General features: G+C 61.6%; 13 protein-coding genes, 1 tRNA gene and 1 pseudogene. 7 read left to right on the top strand and 8 right to left on the bottom strand.

Annotated elements, in window-relative coordinates; all coding sequences use genetic code 11:
* Window positions 1–91 precede the first annotated feature (91 nt).
* Window positions 92–1,264 carry an NnrS family protein gene (locus tag BLT75_RS11825; protein ID WP_093031757.1) on the top strand — a complete coding sequence of 391 codons (1,173 nt, stop codon included), beginning with the start codon at window positions 92–94 and terminating at the stop codon, window positions 1,262–1,264.
* 9 nt (window positions 1,265–1,273) lie between these two features.
* Here BLT75_RS11825 and BLT75_RS11820 read toward each other — a convergent pair whose 3' ends face one another.
* Entirely contained in the window at window positions 1,274–2,242 is a 969-nt protein-coding gene (locus BLT75_RS11820) for a zinc transporter ZntB (protein WP_093031754.1), read from the bottom strand.
* 613 nt (window positions 2,243–2,855) lie between these two features.
* Here BLT75_RS11820 and BLT75_RS11815 point away from each other — a divergent pair.
* The 5 genes from BLT75_RS11815 to BLT75_RS11795 all read left to right on the top strand — a co-directional run bounded on the left by BLT75_RS11815 (window position 2,856) and on the right by BLT75_RS11795 (window position 8,924).
* Window positions 2,856–3,308 (top strand): c-type cytochrome, encoded by a 453-nt coding sequence (locus tag BLT75_RS11815; protein WP_093031496.1) that lies wholly within the window; start codon window positions 2,856–2,858, stop codon window positions 3,306–3,308.
* Between the two features lie 15 nt (window positions 3,309–3,323).
* On the top strand, window positions 3,324–4,691 hold the full coding sequence (locus BLT75_RS11810; RefSeq protein WP_093031493.1) for a cbb3-type cytochrome c oxidase subunit I: 1,368 nt from the start codon (window positions 3,324–3,326) through the stop codon (window positions 4,689–4,691).
* Between the two features lie 5 nt (window positions 4,692–4,696).
* Window positions 4,697–5,506: a CbbQ/NirQ/NorQ/GpvN family protein gene (locus BLT75_RS11805; RefSeq protein ID WP_425441136.1), complete on the top strand. Its 810-nt coding sequence runs from the start codon at window positions 4,697–4,699 to the stop codon at window positions 5,504–5,506.
* 8 nt (window positions 5,507–5,514) lie between these two features.
* Window positions 5,515–7,437 carry a nitric oxide reductase activation protein NorD gene (locus tag BLT75_RS11800; protein WP_093031487.1) on the top strand — a complete coding sequence of 641 codons (1,923 nt, stop codon included), beginning with the start codon at window positions 5,515–5,517 and terminating at the stop codon, window positions 7,435–7,437.
* 185 nt (window positions 7,438–7,622) lie between these two features.
* On the top strand, window positions 7,623–8,924 hold the full coding sequence (locus tag BLT75_RS11795) for an NAD(P)/FAD-dependent oxidoreductase (RefSeq protein WP_093031484.1): 1,302 nt from the start codon (window positions 7,623–7,625) through the stop codon (window positions 8,922–8,924).
* A gap of 245 nt (window positions 8,925–9,169) precedes the next feature.
* On the opposite strand, the gene BLT75_RS11790 is transcribed toward BLT75_RS11795, so the two are convergent.
* From BLT75_RS11790 to BLT75_RS24365, 5 genes are all read right to left on the bottom strand, one after another.
* Window positions 9,170–9,865 carry a Crp/Fnr family transcriptional regulator gene (locus BLT75_RS11790; protein ID WP_245706501.1) on the bottom strand — a complete coding sequence of 232 codons (696 nt, stop codon included), beginning with the start codon at window positions 9,863–9,865 and terminating at the stop codon, window positions 9,170–9,172.
* A 669-nt stretch (window positions 9,866–10,534) separates the two neighbouring features.
* Window positions 10,535–11,836, bottom strand: coding sequence for a histidinol dehydrogenase (gene hisD / locus BLT75_RS11785; RefSeq protein ID WP_093031482.1), 1,302 nt, complete (start codon window positions 11,834–11,836; stop codon window positions 10,535–10,537).
* 88 nt (window positions 11,837–11,924) lie between these two features.
* Complete coding sequence (locus BLT75_RS11780; RefSeq protein ID WP_245706500.1) at window positions 11,925–12,470, bottom strand: GNAT family N-acetyltransferase; 546 nt, start codon at window positions 12,468–12,470, stop codon at window positions 11,925–11,927.
* Entirely contained in the window at window positions 12,470–12,946 is a 477-nt protein-coding gene (locus BLT75_RS11775; RefSeq protein WP_093031745.1) for a DUF2948 family protein, read from the bottom strand. The genes BLT75_RS11780 and BLT75_RS11775 overlap by 1 nt, the downstream gene beginning before the upstream one ends.
* Before the next feature lie 192 nt (window positions 12,947–13,138).
* Window positions 13,139–13,294 carry a hypothetical protein gene (locus BLT75_RS24365; protein ID WP_176827960.1) on the bottom strand — a complete coding sequence of 52 codons (156 nt, stop codon included), beginning with the start codon at window positions 13,292–13,294 and terminating at the stop codon, window positions 13,139–13,141.
* Between the two features lie 84 nt (window positions 13,295–13,378).
* Between BLT75_RS24365 and BLT75_RS11770 the strand changes: the two genes are divergently transcribed.
* A tRNA-Thr gene (locus BLT75_RS11770) sits at window positions 13,379–13,453 on the top strand.
* 142 nt (window positions 13,454–13,595) lie between these two features.
* Here BLT75_RS11770 and BLT75_RS24830 read toward each other — a convergent pair.
* Both BLT75_RS24830 and BLT75_RS11760 read right to left on the bottom strand, forming a co-directional pair.
* Window positions 13,596–13,778: pseudogene (locus tag BLT75_RS24830) on the bottom strand (IS5/IS1182 family transposase); the annotation flags it as partial.
* A gap of 60 nt (window positions 13,779–13,838) precedes the next feature.
* Window positions 13,839–14,342 (bottom strand): DUF2165 family protein, encoded by a 504-nt coding sequence (locus tag BLT75_RS11760; RefSeq protein ID WP_093031476.1) that lies wholly within the window; start codon window positions 14,340–14,342, stop codon window positions 13,839–13,841.
* Window positions 14,343–14,379 lie beyond the last annotated feature (37 nt).

Below are 14,379 nucleotides of genomic sequence, written 5' to 3'. Positions count from 1 at the left end.
TCGTTAAGGCGCCGGACGCGTGCCCAAGCAAATCTGGGCGGACGATCAGCGAGCAGTTTGCCAAACATCAGAAATGGCAAAGGAGACCGGTATGCGCGTATTTTCCTTGTTGTTTTCCGAGGGTTTCAGAGTGTTCTTCCTGAGCGCGGCGCTCTACGGGCTGTTCGCCGGCGCCGTCTGGACTCTCTATCTCTCTGGCCATGGCGCCGGCCTCGGGACCAATCCGAATCTGTGGCACGCGCACGAAATGATATTCGGATATGCCACGGCGGCGATAGGCGGGTTTTTCCTGACGGCGGTTCCGAACTGGACCGGCGTGCCGGGCGCCCGGCATGGCTTCATCGCTCTGGCCGCCGGATTGTGGTTTCTCGGGCGGCTTGCCGTCTGGTACGCCACGGCCTTTCCGCCGGTGCTGGTCGCGGTCGTTGACCTCGCCTTTTTGCCGGTGCTCGCGCTCAAGATCCTGTCGCAGCTGATCAAGCGGCCAAAGCCGCAGAATCTGATGTTCCTGATCTTCCTGGGCTATCTGTGGAGCGCGAATCTGTCGGTTCACCTTGAATGGATCGGTCTGGGCATCGGCGACGCCTTCTCCGGGCTGCGCGCGGGTCTGATCACATTATGCGCGCTGATCGCTGTCCTTGGCGGACGGATCACGCCTGCCTTTACCCGCAATGCCATGAAACGTGCCGGCGAGCCGGAGGCGAAATGGCCAGTGTCGCGGCCTGTGCTGGAGCGCGCGGGTTTGATCCTGGCGATTGTTCTTCCCGGTCTCGTCCTGAGCGACCTGTCACAGACGGTGACAAGTGTGGCGGCAATTGCATTCGGTGTCGTTCTGGCGCTGCGGCTTGCCGGGTGGGCGGGGTTGTGGTGCCGGAGCGAACCCATCCTTCTGTCGCTTCATGTGGCGCTGGCGATGCTGGCTCTTGGTATGGTGACCTGGGGGCTGTCGGGATTCGACCTGATGTCCGAGCTTGTCGGCGTTCATCTGCTTGGCATTGGCGGCGTGGGCGGCATGACCCTGGCGGTGATGAGCCGCGCGGCGCTTGGCCATTCCGGTCAGCCGCTGGTCGCGCCAAGGCTCATGGCCTGGGGCTACGGCCTGATCGCGATTGCGGCAATCGTGCGCTGGATCGGGACCGGTCTGGGTGAATACCACCTTCAGGCCATGCTGCTGGCCGGGGGACTCTGGGTGGCGGCGCTGGCCTTCTTTCTGATGTCGATGTGGCCCGCCCTGACCCGGCCGCGCCTTGGCGCTTCCGGATAGTTGCGCGGTTCAGAGCCATTTCAACGCGCGAAATACCAGGAAGATCCCGAGGCCAACCGCCACGGATCCTCCGGTCAGCAGCCAGAACGCGAGGGGTGACTGGGTGCCGGGCATTCCGGCGATATTGACGCCGAACAACCCTGTCAGAAAGCCAAGGGGGAGAAACACCGCAGCGACAATGGAGAGGATGAAGCTGTTCCGCCCCAGTATGCGTACCTGTTCCGAGGCGATCTGGTCCTGCACGGCGAGCAGACGGTCGCGGCTGGCGTCCAGTTCCTCGATGGTGCGGCGGGTGCGGTTTACCGCCTCGCGCAACTTGGTGATTTCCGATCCGCTCAGCAGGCGTGATTCGTTGCGCAGAAGCGTATCCAGCGCCTCGCGCTGCGGGTGCAGGAACCTGCGCATCTTGATCACCGTCAGACGCAGGGCGCTCAGGTCGTCGTGCAGCGATGAGGCCCCTTCGAGGGCGCGTTCTTCCAGCCCGTCGGTCTGATCGTCCAGTTCGAGGGAAACCAGTTCGATCCGGTGGGACAATCCGTGCAGAAGCTCTGCCAGAAAGTCACCCACCGATTCCGGCCCCGATCCTTCGCCGGCGCGGCGCTGAAGCTCGTCCGTGGCCCAGATGCGCCGTGTGCGGGACGAGATGACTGAATTGGGCAGAATCCACATGCGCAGCGATACCATGTCCTCGATGTCCGAGCCCGGGTTGAGGTTCACGCCGCGCAGGTTCAGAATCAATCCTCCGTCCAGCTGATCGCAGCGCGGGCGCGTTTCCGACTGCAACAGGGCGGACGCAGCGATAGACGGTACGTTTTCGCTGATCCATTCGTGCGTTTCCTGCCGGCCGAGATCCAGGTGCAGCCAGCGAAAGCTGGATTTTGCATCAGGTTGCGGGGCAGGCCAGTCCTCGGCCACCGGCTGTGCGCCGCCTTTTGCGAAATCAAATGCGCATATCGGTGCAAGCTTGTTTTCGACCATGGCTGTTCCGTTCCCGTTTCTGCCCAGAGTGGGCGGCGCGGACGGTCGGGTCCAGTGAAAACTCAACCGGCGAAGTGGTCCCGCAGTATGCCGCGCCCCCCAGCCGATCAGGGGCGTCACGACCTTGATGACATCGAAAACCACACCTGTAAGCAATGCCATCCCGATACTGGGGCCTGGGCGTGGGCATCCCGACCAGCCAAAGCCATAAAGGCGTCGATTGAAACGATATGGCCAGAAGGCCGACGGTACCTGTCATGTGATCCGACTCCGAGGCCGATCCGGGCAAAGCTCGGACTTGGCCCGTCGAGTCCTGTCGCCAAGGTTTTGCAAGACTCTGGCCGGACACCGGGGCAATCGCGCCACGCGCGGATGCGCGAGTTGGCCAAATTCCGCACCGTCGCGGCTGCTAATCTCCGATGACATGCAGATTGACGTGAACGCCATAAATATAAATGATTACAATAGTATATGCTTCTTTCAAGCAGTTGGAAGCGGCTGCCAAACCCATGACAAGCGTGTTACGGCAAGTTCACTTGACTTTCGTTAAGGAGTTTCGGTCCAGCCGGAACAATGATCCCTGCACCAGAAACGCGGCGCAAAGGAGAGCGCAATGCGCGAAGTCATGACAAAAAGCATGGCCCGTAACATATTCTATGGCGGGTCGTTGTTCTTCATTATCATCTTTCTGGCTCTGTCAGCCCATTCCCATAGGTATATCACGACCACTTCGACCAACGCGGAAACCCTGACCGCCGACGTCGCGGCCGGGAAACATGTTTGGGAAAAACACGCCTGCATCAACTGTCACTCGATCCTGGGCGAAGGCGCATACTTTGCGCCCGAGGTGGGGAACGTGATGACGCGCTGGGGTGTTCAGGACGACCCCGAGCTTGCCTTTGAAACGCTCAAGGGCTGGATGGAGTCGCAACCGACCGGGATCGAGGGCCGGAGACAGATGCCAAGGTTCAACCTCAGCGACGAGGAAATCCGCCAGCTTGCCGATTTCCTGCTCTGGACGAACACGATCGACACCCAGGGCTGGCCGCCCAACGAGGCGGGCTGAGAAGGGAGCGGAGACATGAAATACGAATCCCAGAAAATTGCCCTCGTCTACTTTGCTGTAGCGATGGGCCTGTTTGCGATCCAGGTGCTGGGCGGTCTGCTCGCCGGCTGGATCTACGTCGCGCCCAACACGCTGAGTGAACTTCTGCCGTTCAACATCGTTCGGATGCTGCACACCAACTCGTTGATCGTCTGGCTGATCCTCGGGTTCTTCGGAGCCGCCTATTTCCTGATCCCGGAAGAGGCGGAGCGTGAAATCCACTCCACCAAACTGGCCTATCTGCAACTGCTGATCCTGGTGGTCGGCACGCTGGGCGTGGTGGTGACCTATGTCTTCAACCTGTTCGAGGGCAACTTCCTGCTGGGCAAAGAGGGACGCGAGTTCCTTGAACAGCCCAAATGGGTCAAGGCAGGCATCGTGGTGGCGGCGCTCATCTTCCTCTACAACGTGTCGATGACCGTTCTGAAGGGCAAGAAGACCGCGATCACCAACATCCTGCTCCTGGGTCTTTGGGGTCTGGCGTTGCTGTTCCTGTTCAGCTTCTACAACCCGTCGAACCTGGCGCTGGACAAGCAGTACTGGTGGTACGTCGTTCACCTGTGGGTCGAAGGCGTGTGGGAACTGATCATGGCCTCGATCCTGGCCTATCTGATGCTCAAACTGACCGGCGTTGACCGCGAGGTGGTCGAGAAATGGCTCTATGTCATCGTCGCTGCCGCGCTGTTCTCGGGCATCCTGGGCACCGGCCACCACTACTACTGGATCGGTACCCCCGGGTACTGGCAGTGGATCGGGTCGATCTTCAGCTCGCTCGAGGTGATCCCCTTCTTCGCGATGATGGCATTCGCCTTTGTCATGGTCTGGAAGGGCCGCCGCGACCACCCGAACAAGGCCGCTCTGCTGTGGTCGCTGGGATGTGCCACGCTCGCCTTCTTTGGCGCCGGTGTATGGGGCTTCCTGCACACGCTGCACGGGGTGAACTATTACACACACGGCACCCAGATCACCGCGGCGCACGGGCACCTGGCGTTCTTCGGGGCCTATGTGGCACTGAACCTGGCGATCTTCAGCTATGCGATGCCGATCCTGCTGAACCGCGACCCCTACAATCAGGTGCTGAACATGGCATCGTTCTGGCTCATGACCGGCGGCATGGTCTTCATGACCTTCGTGCTGACATTCGCCGGGACAATCCAGACGCATATGCAACGTGTGGTGGGCGAGTATTTCATGGACGTGCAGGACCAGGTCGCCATCTTCTACTGGATGCGCTTCGGGTCAGGACTTGTGGTGGTTCTGGGGGCGCTTGTCTTCATCTACGCCATATGGGTGCCGCGCAAGGAGATCATCGAACGCGGTATGACTGAAACACCAGCCGAGTAATGGAAATGGATGGATCAATGAACATCGGAACGGGGGCGGCAGCCGCCCCCTTCTACCTCCCGCAGGGCGATGAATGCGATGTCTTCACCGCCGCGTATTCCAACAACCTGCCGGTCCTGTTGAAAGGCCCGACCGGCTGCGGCAAGACCCGTTTCGTGGCGCACATGGCCGCGCGGCTGGGCAGGCCGCTTTATACCGTGGCTTGCCACGACGACCTGGCCGCAGCCGACCTGATCGGGCGCTATCTGCTCAAGGGGGGCGAAACGGTCTGGGTCGACGGGCCGTTGACACGGGCGGTGCGCGAAGGCGCGATCTGCTACCTTGACGAAGTGGTCGAGGCGCGCAAGGACGTGACCGTAGTGCTGCACCCTTTGACAGACGATCGCCGCATCCTTCCCATCGACCGCACCGGCGAAGAACTGGAGGCCGCGCCCGGCTTCATGCTGGTGGCCTCTTACAACCCCGGTTACCAGAACATTCTCAAGACCCTGAAACCCTCGACCCGGCAACGCTTCATCTCGCTGGAGTTCGATTTCCCGACACCCGAACTGGAGGCGCGTGTCGTGTCCGAGGAAAGCGGGCTGGCGCCCGAGCGCTGCAAGCCGCTGATCCGGCTGGCGGGCAAGTTGCGCGGGCTCAAGGGTCAGGATCTGGAGGAGGGGGTCTCGACCCGTCTGGTCGTCTATGCCGCGACCCTGATCGCACAAGGCATGCCGACCGAACGCGCCATTCGCGCTGCAATGATCGAACCTCTGACCGACGACGAGGATACCAAACGCGGACTCCTCGATCTGACCACCGCCGTCTTTGGGTGAGGCCGGCGATGGTCAAGATCGACTTCGAGCCATGGGAACCCGAAGAGACAATCGGGAAACTGTGGCACAGCCTGGCCAGCCGCCTGGATGCACCCCTGGTGCACGAAGGAGCCGCGGTCGACCTGTCAGAGGTCGCAGGGCGGCTGGCCGTTCTTTTCCGGGGGCTGGGGGGCAAGGCGGGTGTCGAATTGCGCCCGGTCTCGCCCGAGCTTTCCCGCCACCGGCTGGGCTGGCGCCGCCGGCTGGCGACCGAAGCGGAACTGTTGCCGCGCACGTCCTTTGACGGTGAAGTTCTGCGCCTGCCCGACAGCCTCGCGGTTTTCCCAGCACGCGAAGCGAACGGGGCACTGTATGTCTGGCTGGCTGCGGCCGCCGCCCATGCAGGCAGCCGGGTTGAAGAAAATGATCATCTTCGGGCGGATCTGCGCGCGCTGATGGCAACGCAGGCGATGGTCGAGGCAACGCTGGAAGATGCCCCGGGGCTGCGCCCGCTCTACATGGAACTGTGCAAGGGAGTATTGCATCACCGCGATACTCCGAACCTGCCTCCTGCAGAGGCAGCGGTCGAAGAGATTGTACGTCACATGCTGGGAGATCCCGCTCCGCTGTCGCAGGCGGGCAGGCAGATGCTCGCCATGGATGGCGACCTTGCGGCCCCGCGCGGCTACCAGCATTTCCGCCCTGTTCCCCTGTGGCCGGAGTTGCGTGCGGTCGGGGTTTCCGAGCACCACGAGGTCGAAAATCCCGAAACCGAAGGTCCGCCTGAGGATTCCGATGAAAAGACCCGCCGTGCCCGCCGACGCAAGTCGGATCAGGCCGAACGCAATGACAGTTTCATCCTGCACAAATTCGAAGCGATCCTCAGCTGGGCCGAGTTCCTGAACATCAACCGACGCATTGACGACGACGATCCCGACAACGCCAGGAAAGCGGCTGACGATCAGGAAGAAATAGGTCTGGGCCAGATATCCAAAGCCCCGCCAACGCGGTTGAAACTGCATCTCGACCTTGCGCCGGAGGATGTCGACCGCGAGCGGCTGTCGGACCGGCTCCTGTACCCTGAATGGGACGTGCGTCTGGGCCAGTACCTGCCGGACCATGTGAGTGTCCTGCTGTCTGACGCCGAAATACGCGAGGACGCCGCCGGGTTCGGTGACGATCCGGCCGCCGCCCGCCGCATCCGTGCGGTCAAACGCCAGTTCGAAGCGCTGCGCCCGGGCCGCATCATGACCCGTGGCCATCTCGATGGCGACCAGCTGGATATCGAAGCCGCCGTGCGCGCCGAAACCGACCGTCTGGCGAGCGGTGAAGGAAATGAGCGCATCTGGATGCAGTCCCGTCCCGAAGCGCGCGATCTGGCGGTTTCGATCCTGCTGGATGTCAGTCGGTCCACCGAAAGCGCCGTGACAGGCCGCGCGGTCATCGACATAGAACGCGAAGCCCTGGCGGCGCTTGCCTGGGGTCTGAACGCCTGCGGCGATGATTTTGCCATTCACGCCTTCAGTTCGCTGAAGCGCCATCGCGTCTATTTGCAACGCTGCAAGCGTTTTGACGAACCAATGGGGCAACAGGTCGAAAAGCGCATCGCCTCGCTGCGACCGGGGCACTACACCCGGCTAGGCGCCGCGATCCGCCATGTTTCGACGGATCTGGCGTCGCAAACGCGCAAGCGACGCCTGCTTTTGGTCATCACTGACGGAAAGCCCAATGATCTCGACCATTACGAAGGCCGCCACGGGATCGAGGACACGCGGCAAGCCGTCCGAGAGGCGCGTCGTGCGGGGCAAGCCGTGTTTGGTGTGACTATCGACAAGACCGGCAAGAGCTGGTTTCCCCGCATGTTCGGGCGGGGCGGTTTCGCTGTTATCCCCGACCCGAACCGCCTGACCATGGCCTTGCCCGAGATCTATCGGCAATTGGTAGGCGCGTGACCTCGCTTGCCCGATGCCGAACCCGGACGATCCGGGTCGGAACGGGCAGGGCGGGTTCGGCGGCGGTCGGCGTGGCTCTGATCGGCACCGGCGCGTGACGGTTTCAGCCTTTCAATAATTTGATCATATCTGGCAGGAGCTGGTCTTTGCTGCTATGTCTGGCGGCAAAAGACAGGAAGACACTCATGGACCTGCTGACCATCAACGACCGTCCGGGACAGTACCCGCCCTCGTACTACGCCGCCAATGCAGAGCATCTGAAGCCGTTCCCGGAGGCGGCGGGCACGCTTGATTGCGATGTCTGCGTCATCGGTGGCGGGTTTACCGGCCTGTCTGCCGCGCTGCATCTGGCGCAGCGCGGCTATGACGTCATCCTTCTTGAAGCACAGCGTGTAGGGTTTGGCGCCTCGGGCCGCAATGGTGGACAGGTCGGGCAGGGGCAGCGGCTTGAGCAGGAAGAGCTGGAAAAGATAGTCGGGCACGAGCACGCGCGTGCGCTCTGGCAGATTGCAAGGCAATCCGTCGATCTGGTGCGGGAACTGTCAGCATCGGATCTTGTGCATGCCGATTTTCATTCCGGTATCATTCATGCCGATCACCGAGAACGGTTCGTGCGCCACAGCCACGATCATGCCCGGCACCTGCGGGAGACTTATGGCTACGAAGGCATCCGCGCCCTCGACCGCGACGAGATCCGGTACATGGTGGCCTCGGATGCCTATCATGGCGGATGCATCTACGAGGACGCAGGTCATATCGATCCGCTGCAATTCGCCCTTGGCCTTGCCCGGATGGCAGTCGCGGCAGGTGTCCGCATTTTTGAAGGTTCCAAGGTTCATGCGCTGACCGAAACCGACCCCGCCCAAGTACGGACGGAGAAGGCCGAGATCACCGCCCGCTTCGTGGTCATGGGATGCAACGGCTATCTTGGCCGCTTGAATGAGCGGGTGGCGGCACGTGTCATGCCCATAAACAACTATATCGTCGCAACCGAACCGTTGTCTCCGGACCGACAGGAGAGCCTGATCCGTGAAAATCGGGCGGTTGCCGACAGCAAGTTCGTCATAAATTATTTCCGGTTCTCCGACGACCATCGCCTGTTGTTCGGAGGGACCGAAAGCTACGGTTACCGCTTTCCGGCGGATATCGCGACCAAGGTCCGCAGACCGATGCTGGAAATATTTCCGCAGCTGGCGGATGTCCGGATCGACCATGCTTGGGGCGGAACACTGGGTATCACAATGAACCGGATGCCGCATTACGAGCGGTTGGCGGGAAACATCCTGAGTCTTTCCGGGTTTTCCGGGCACGGGGTAGCATTGGCAACCCTGTCGGGCCAGATCGCGGCCGAGACGATTGCCGGTCAGGCAGAACGTTTCGACGTGATGGCAAATGTGCCCACGACCCCCTTCCCAGGAGGTCCGGCGCTGCGCACACCGCTTCTGATCCTGGCCATGTTGTGGTTCAGTCTCCGCGACAAGCTTTGATCTCCTGAAAGACCAATTCCAAAATTCTGTCCCTTAATTGACGAGAAGGAAAACCGGAATGCAAAGCAACGCTCACTCGGGCGCCTGGCGCCGTTTCGACAACCAGGAAAAACATGCATTCGGGAATGATGGTGCAGTGCCGTTTAGCGCGAAAAATCAGTCCGGTGAGAAACTAGCGTTGATGACGGGGCCCTGACGGCCGCAACGATCCACATCGGAGCATGGGAACATCATCGGAACCGGTTTCATAGCCCTTCGAAGAGCTGTTCGATATCGAGAATTTCCAGCCGTCTGCGGCCGGTTTCGATAACGCCTGACGCGCTGAGCCGGGCCAAGACGCGGCTGACGGCCTCGCGCGTTGCACCGATATAATTCGCAATCTGGTCGTGGGTCGGGCTTGGATCCAGCGCGCCGCCCGGCTTGAGTTGCTGGGCTTCCTGCGCCTGCTGGATCAGCAGGGCGCGCACGCGTTTATCGACATCATGCACGACCAGGCCAAAAACCCGCTCGGTCAGTACCCGGTTGCGCTCGGCCAGATCAATGGCAAGGTTGCGCGACAATCGAGGCACCTCGGCCATCCATTCCAGCAGTTTGACCGCCGGCATGCGACCCAGTTCAGTGGTCTCGACAGCAGAAATCGTCAGAGAGCGCGGGCGGTTGTCCAGAGCCGACAACTCGCCGAAATACCGGCCCGCGGTTATTTCGGTAAAGGCCACTTCCTTGCCGTTCGGCGACAGCAGCAGGCCGACAAGCCGGCCTGACAGGACCACATACATCTCGTTCGATGTCTCCCCCTGTTCAACAACGGTTTGCCCTGTATGCACGGTCACCGGTTCCAGATCGTCTCCGAAACGTCGGATCTGTTCGCTTTCCAAGCCCGACAGCAGCGACACCTGGCTCAGGATGGTCTCGACCTGTCGGGCCGCTTTCAGTTTGGTCAAGCGCAAGGACAAGGTTCCTTTACTTCGTGGTCTTGCTGGGCCTTTCGACAAGCAACTGAGAACCCATACTATTGCGACGAGAACTATCGCCTGATCCTTTGATTGCCAAGTCTTTCGGCATTCTCGCCGGGATTGCCGACGTTTGGCTGAAGCTTTCCGGTTTTCAGCTCATGATGTTGCAGCGACACCAGATGCTCGCAATGGGCGCATCTCGGCGAGCTTTATGGTGAATAGCTGAGGGGTGAAATACATCAGTGTGCGCCGGCGGGCGATCCGCAGTCGCAGCCGTCACCTTTAACTCACTACGCTGCGGTCTGGATGATCGCGATGCGGTGGAGTCGGCCCGCCTTGCACCGTTCTGCCCGTACATGATTTCTGCCGGATGTCAGCGAGCCGGCTGGATGACTGGTTGGATCGACAGGATGAATTTACGCTGGCCGAAACAAGGGGCACCAAAGGCCGCGCGCAAATCGTTCCGTCACCCCGGGGCGCTGTATTCTGGGCGCAGGGCGAGGTTGGCACCCTGGATATCGCGGCTCTCTATCGGCACTTCCGTGAGGGCGATGACCGGCCGTGGTCGCCGAGATGTACAACGGCCTCTCAGACCGGTTCCTTCCATTCGCGCGCGAGTTGGCGGATTGGACCCTTCCCGGTCTGCCCCGGACCGCGTCAGTCGTTCAACCGTTCGAGCCGGGCCAGGACAGAAAGGCCGTGCGCCTCGAGGCTTTCCGACCGGGCCAGTTGCGCTGCCGCTGGTCCGATTGCGCGCAACGCTTTTGGGGTCATTTGCGAAAGCGTGGTCCGCTTGAGGAAATCCATCACGCTCAAGCCGGAGGAAAATCGCGCGGAGCGCGCCGTGGGCAGTACGTGGTTCGGGCCGCCGACATAATCGCCAATGGCCTCGGGCGTGTACTGACCCAGGAAGATCGCGCCTGCGTGCACCGTCTTTTGTGAAAGCGCGGCGGGGTCGGCCACGCACAGCTCCAGATGCTCGGGTGCAATCCGGTTCGACAAGGCGGCCGCCTCGTCCATGTCGCGCACGGTGATGATGGCGCCGAAGTCGCGCCAACTGGCCCCGGCGATGGCACGGCGTTCCAGTGTTTCCAGCCGCTTTGACACGGCATCGGCCACCGCGCGGCCAAATCCGACGTCATCGGTGATCAGGATCGACTGGGCGCTTTCATCGTGTTCCGCCTGGCTGAGCAGGTCCAGCGCGATCCAGTCCGGGTCATTGTCCCGATCGGCGATCACCAGGATTTCAGATGGTCCCGCGATCATGTCGATCCCGACCTTGCCGAACACGCGCCGCTTGGCAGCGGCAACGAAAGCATTGCCCGGGCCGGTGATCTTGTCCACCGGGGCAACGGACCGCGTACCATAGGCGAGCGCGGCAATCGCCTGTGCGCCACCGATCCGGTAAACCTCGTCAACGCCGGACAGGTGCGCCGCCATCAGCACCAAGGGATTGACCTGTCCATCAGGTGTCGGCACCGCGATGGCTAGGCGGCCGACGCCTGCGACCTTGGCCGGGATTGCATTCATCAGCACCGAGGACGGGTACGAGGCGAGCCCGCCCGGCACATAAAGTCCTGCCGCCGATACCGCTGACCACCGCCAGCCCAGCGTTGCGCCGGAGGCGTCGGTCCATTCTTCGTCCTGCGGCATCTGGCGGACATGATAGGCGCGAATGCGTTCCGCTGCGAGTTCCAGCGCGGTACGATCATCGGGAGTGACCTGCTCCATTGCCCGAGCGATCTCGTCGGGTGAAAACCGCAAACTGTCCGGCGTCAGCGTGACCCGGTCGAACCGTTGCGTCAGTTCGATCACCGCGTCATCGCCACGTGCGCGCACGTCGGCGATGATCTCGGCCACCACGGCATCGACATCCGGGCTGTCCTCGCGCTTGGCCGCCAGAAGCGCGACGAAATCTGTTTCGAAATCCGGGTCTGCGGTATCGAGAAACTGGGGCATCGGGTACTCCTTTGGCCGTGACATAGCCGGAGTATCCCCGCGCCTCAAGCACCGTAGGCTGCGGCGCTGCACCGCGTCGAGGCGAGGATCAGCCTGTCCCGGCCGGCAGCGTCTTTTCCAGCGGATGGCCCAGGATCCACCGACCCTGACGCGGCGGTCCTGCCATCTGCCAGCCTCGACGCAGATAAAAGTCGCGCGCCGTCGCCGTGCTGGTCAGCAACGCACGGGAAACACGACGTTCGGCCAGCAGTGCTTCGAGCCTGTCCAGCATGTTGCTGCTGACCCCCTGATTGCGAAAGGCCGGATCGACATAGTTGAGAACGATCCGGCCGGTCCCGGGTTCATCGCCGACATCGGACAGGGCGCCAACGGCCGCAATCCGTCCGGATAGGATCGATACCCAGTATTCGGTGTCTCCCGCTGCCATCCGGTCGCGCAGCGCCTGCGGCGACTTGTCGGCACACCACCTGGAAACGGCCTCGGGATCGTTCCGGTGATCGGTGGCACAAAGGCTGGAAATCGACCGGATCAGCACGCCTGACATTTCGAAAACGTCGAATGGCGTGGCCGGACGCAGCCTGTGTTCGGTTGAAGCGGGCGAGAATGCCTGAGAGATTCCCCGCTTGTTCTGCATCAGTCGGAATGTCGCGGTGCCTGGCGCGAAGGCGCCAGGTAAGGGCGTGTGACATCCTTGAGCGTAGCTTCGATCGCCTCGACCGACAGGCGTATCGCGCCATCGCCGGCAAGGGTCAGCAAAATCTGGCCGGCTCCTTCCTCGCCCGCCTCGAACGTCACGGAAAGCAGCGAGAGGACCGTGTCCCTGTCGGAGCGGTCGATTCCCTGGCTGGCCACGCCCAGCACATTGTCGATCACGAGGAGCGACTGTACCCGCTCATAGCCGCGCCCGCGCCGTTCGGCAGCCTCGCGATCTTCCCATCTGAACCTGTTGAGCAAAAGGGCAAAGCGTCGTTCGGCCGATCGCCAGGACATTTCGGTTATCGGGAAAACCGAATCCTGGATCAACGCGGAAAGAATTTCCAGGTCGTCCGCATCCTCGGCCCCGATGTTCAATGGCGCCTCGCGCCCGTCTTCGAATGTTGCGTCCATCACCTGCCCCTGAACTGATCGACCCATGCGGCCCCTGCGGCAATTGTGCCACCAAATGCTCACATTCCCGGCCCGGATGATAGCCCGCACGCAAGAAAGTTTCACCTCTCGTGGCGTGTTCGGTTTCCGACCATTGCGGTTGGTGTGCGCGAGGCTGTTGCTGGCCGTCCGGGAAAGCAATCGTGCAGAGCCGTTTCAGTCCTTGTCGGTCGCTTTTGCCTGTTCGCCAGACGACCGTGCCCGCGCTTGCGCCTTGCGGCGCGCCAGGTTGGCCTTGAGAGCGGTCTTCAGCCTGTCTTCGCGATTTTCGCGCGCTGGTTTTGGCTTTTGAGGGGTTTTTTGCACTGTCATGGCCTTTCTCTACAGCAGGTGAAAAAAACCGTCCAGATGCCCTTGCGCGCCGTTCCGTTTGAGTCTAATCACCCGCTCACCCTCGCTGCCGTAGCTCAGGGGTAGAGCACTCCCTTGGTAAGGGAGAGGTCGAGAGTTCAAATCTCTCCGGCAGCACCATATCCCTGCATCACCAAGTTTTCGCGCTCGAGCTCGGACCTTGTGGCCATTAGATGATGGTAGCCTCGAGAGCGATTGCGCACGGGAAGACCTTTGGACGTCTGTCGTTTCGGGTCATCACGCGCGGTCAGTCCTTTGGCCTGTAGTATGTCTTGCGCGAGGCAAATGCCTTGGTCGCGCCGCACCAAGGCAAGCCGTTGCGATTGATCAATATAATGCCGGTCAGAACACGCCGGTCCTCAAGGTCAGGCTCGCCGTGGGGCTTCGGCAAACAGGGTTGAAGCGGCGCCATGTGCACGTCGCTCTGCCAGAAAAGATCGGACAAGCCGCCGCGGTTGTCGAAGGATGAATCACGCTTCGGGACTGAAAGCACCGGCTCCCGACATTAAAAATGAATTGCAAGTGCCGCGATCAGCAGGGTGTTGCCCAATCCCCAGAGCAGCATATGGAAATGCGTGTTCTGCCCGCCTTCGTGGCCGAACCAATAGCAGAAGTAGTTCCCCGCGATCAGGAAACCCGCCCAGACCGAGCAGAACAGCAAGACGCCGACCAGGGCCAGCGACAGGGCGGTGGCAACGGCGACCAGGCTCAAGGCCGCCCCTGCGGCCGCGCCCGCCCCCAGCCACAGGACCAGGGTGGCGAGCAGTTCCCAGGCCACGATGAAGGCAAACAGGCCCTTGCGCAGCCTGGGGTTGGTGAGCCTGCGATACGAGACATGCGCGTAGGCCTCGGGGTAGTCTTCGCGCATGCGCAGCATGTCCATTACCTCGGCGGTGTAAGTTTCGTTCAGGAAGGAATGAAACAGGTTCTCGATTGCGCCCACGGTCAGCCAGGCCGCCATGAAGGCAAGGTTCACCGCACAGGTGACGAGAAGGATTTGATCGAGCATGGGTCATTTAGCGCTGTGAAACGCCCGTCCGGGAGTC

Origin of the sequence: Ruegeria marina, from assembly GCF_900101475.1 — a bacterium.
Taxonomy (GTDB): domain Bacteria; phylum Pseudomonadota; class Alphaproteobacteria; order Rhodobacterales; family Rhodobacteraceae; genus Ruegeria_B; species Ruegeria_B marina.
This window is presented reverse-complemented; position numbering and strand designations above follow the sequence as displayed.

Excerpts from the sequence above, each read along its gene's own strand:
- BLT75_RS11825 (WP_093031757.1), top strand. The coding sequence starts at position 92 with ATGCGCGTATTTTCCTTGTTGTTTTCCGAGGGTTTCAGAGTGTTCTTC.
- BLT75_RS11820 (WP_093031754.1), bottom strand. The coding sequence starts at position 2,242 with ATGGTCGAAAACAAGCTTGCACCGATATGCGCATTTGATTTCGCAAAA.
- BLT75_RS11815 (WP_093031496.1), top strand. The coding sequence starts at position 2,856 with ATGCGCGAAGTCATGACAAAAAGCATGGCCCGTAACATATTCTATGGC.
- BLT75_RS11810 (WP_093031493.1), top strand. The coding sequence starts at position 3,324 with ATGAAATACGAATCCCAGAAAATTGCCCTCGTCTACTTTGCTGTAGCG.
- BLT75_RS11805 (WP_425441136.1), top strand. The coding sequence starts at position 4,697 with ATGGATGGATCAATGAACATCGGAACGGGGGCGGCAGCCGCCCCCTTC.
- BLT75_RS11800 (WP_093031487.1), top strand. The coding sequence starts at position 5,515 with ATGGTCAAGATCGACTTCGAGCCATGGGAACCCGAAGAGACAATCGGG.
- BLT75_RS11795 (WP_093031484.1), top strand. The coding sequence starts at position 7,623 with ATGGACCTGCTGACCATCAACGACCGTCCGGGACAGTACCCGCCCTCG.
- hisD (WP_093031482.1), bottom strand. The coding sequence starts at position 11,836 with ATGCCCCAGTTTCTCGATACCGCAGACCCGGATTTCGAAACAGATTTC.
- BLT75_RS11780 (WP_245706500.1), bottom strand. The coding sequence starts at position 12,470 with ATGCAGAACAAGCGGGGAATCTCTCAGGCATTCTCGCCCGCTTCAACC.
- BLT75_RS24365 (WP_176827960.1), bottom strand. The coding sequence starts at position 13,294 with ATGACAGTGCAAAAAACCCCTCAAAAGCCAAAACCAGCGCGCGAAAAT.
- BLT75_RS11760 (WP_093031476.1), bottom strand. The coding sequence starts at position 14,342 with ATGCTCGATCAAATCCTTCTCGTCACCTGTGCGGTGAACCTTGCCTTC.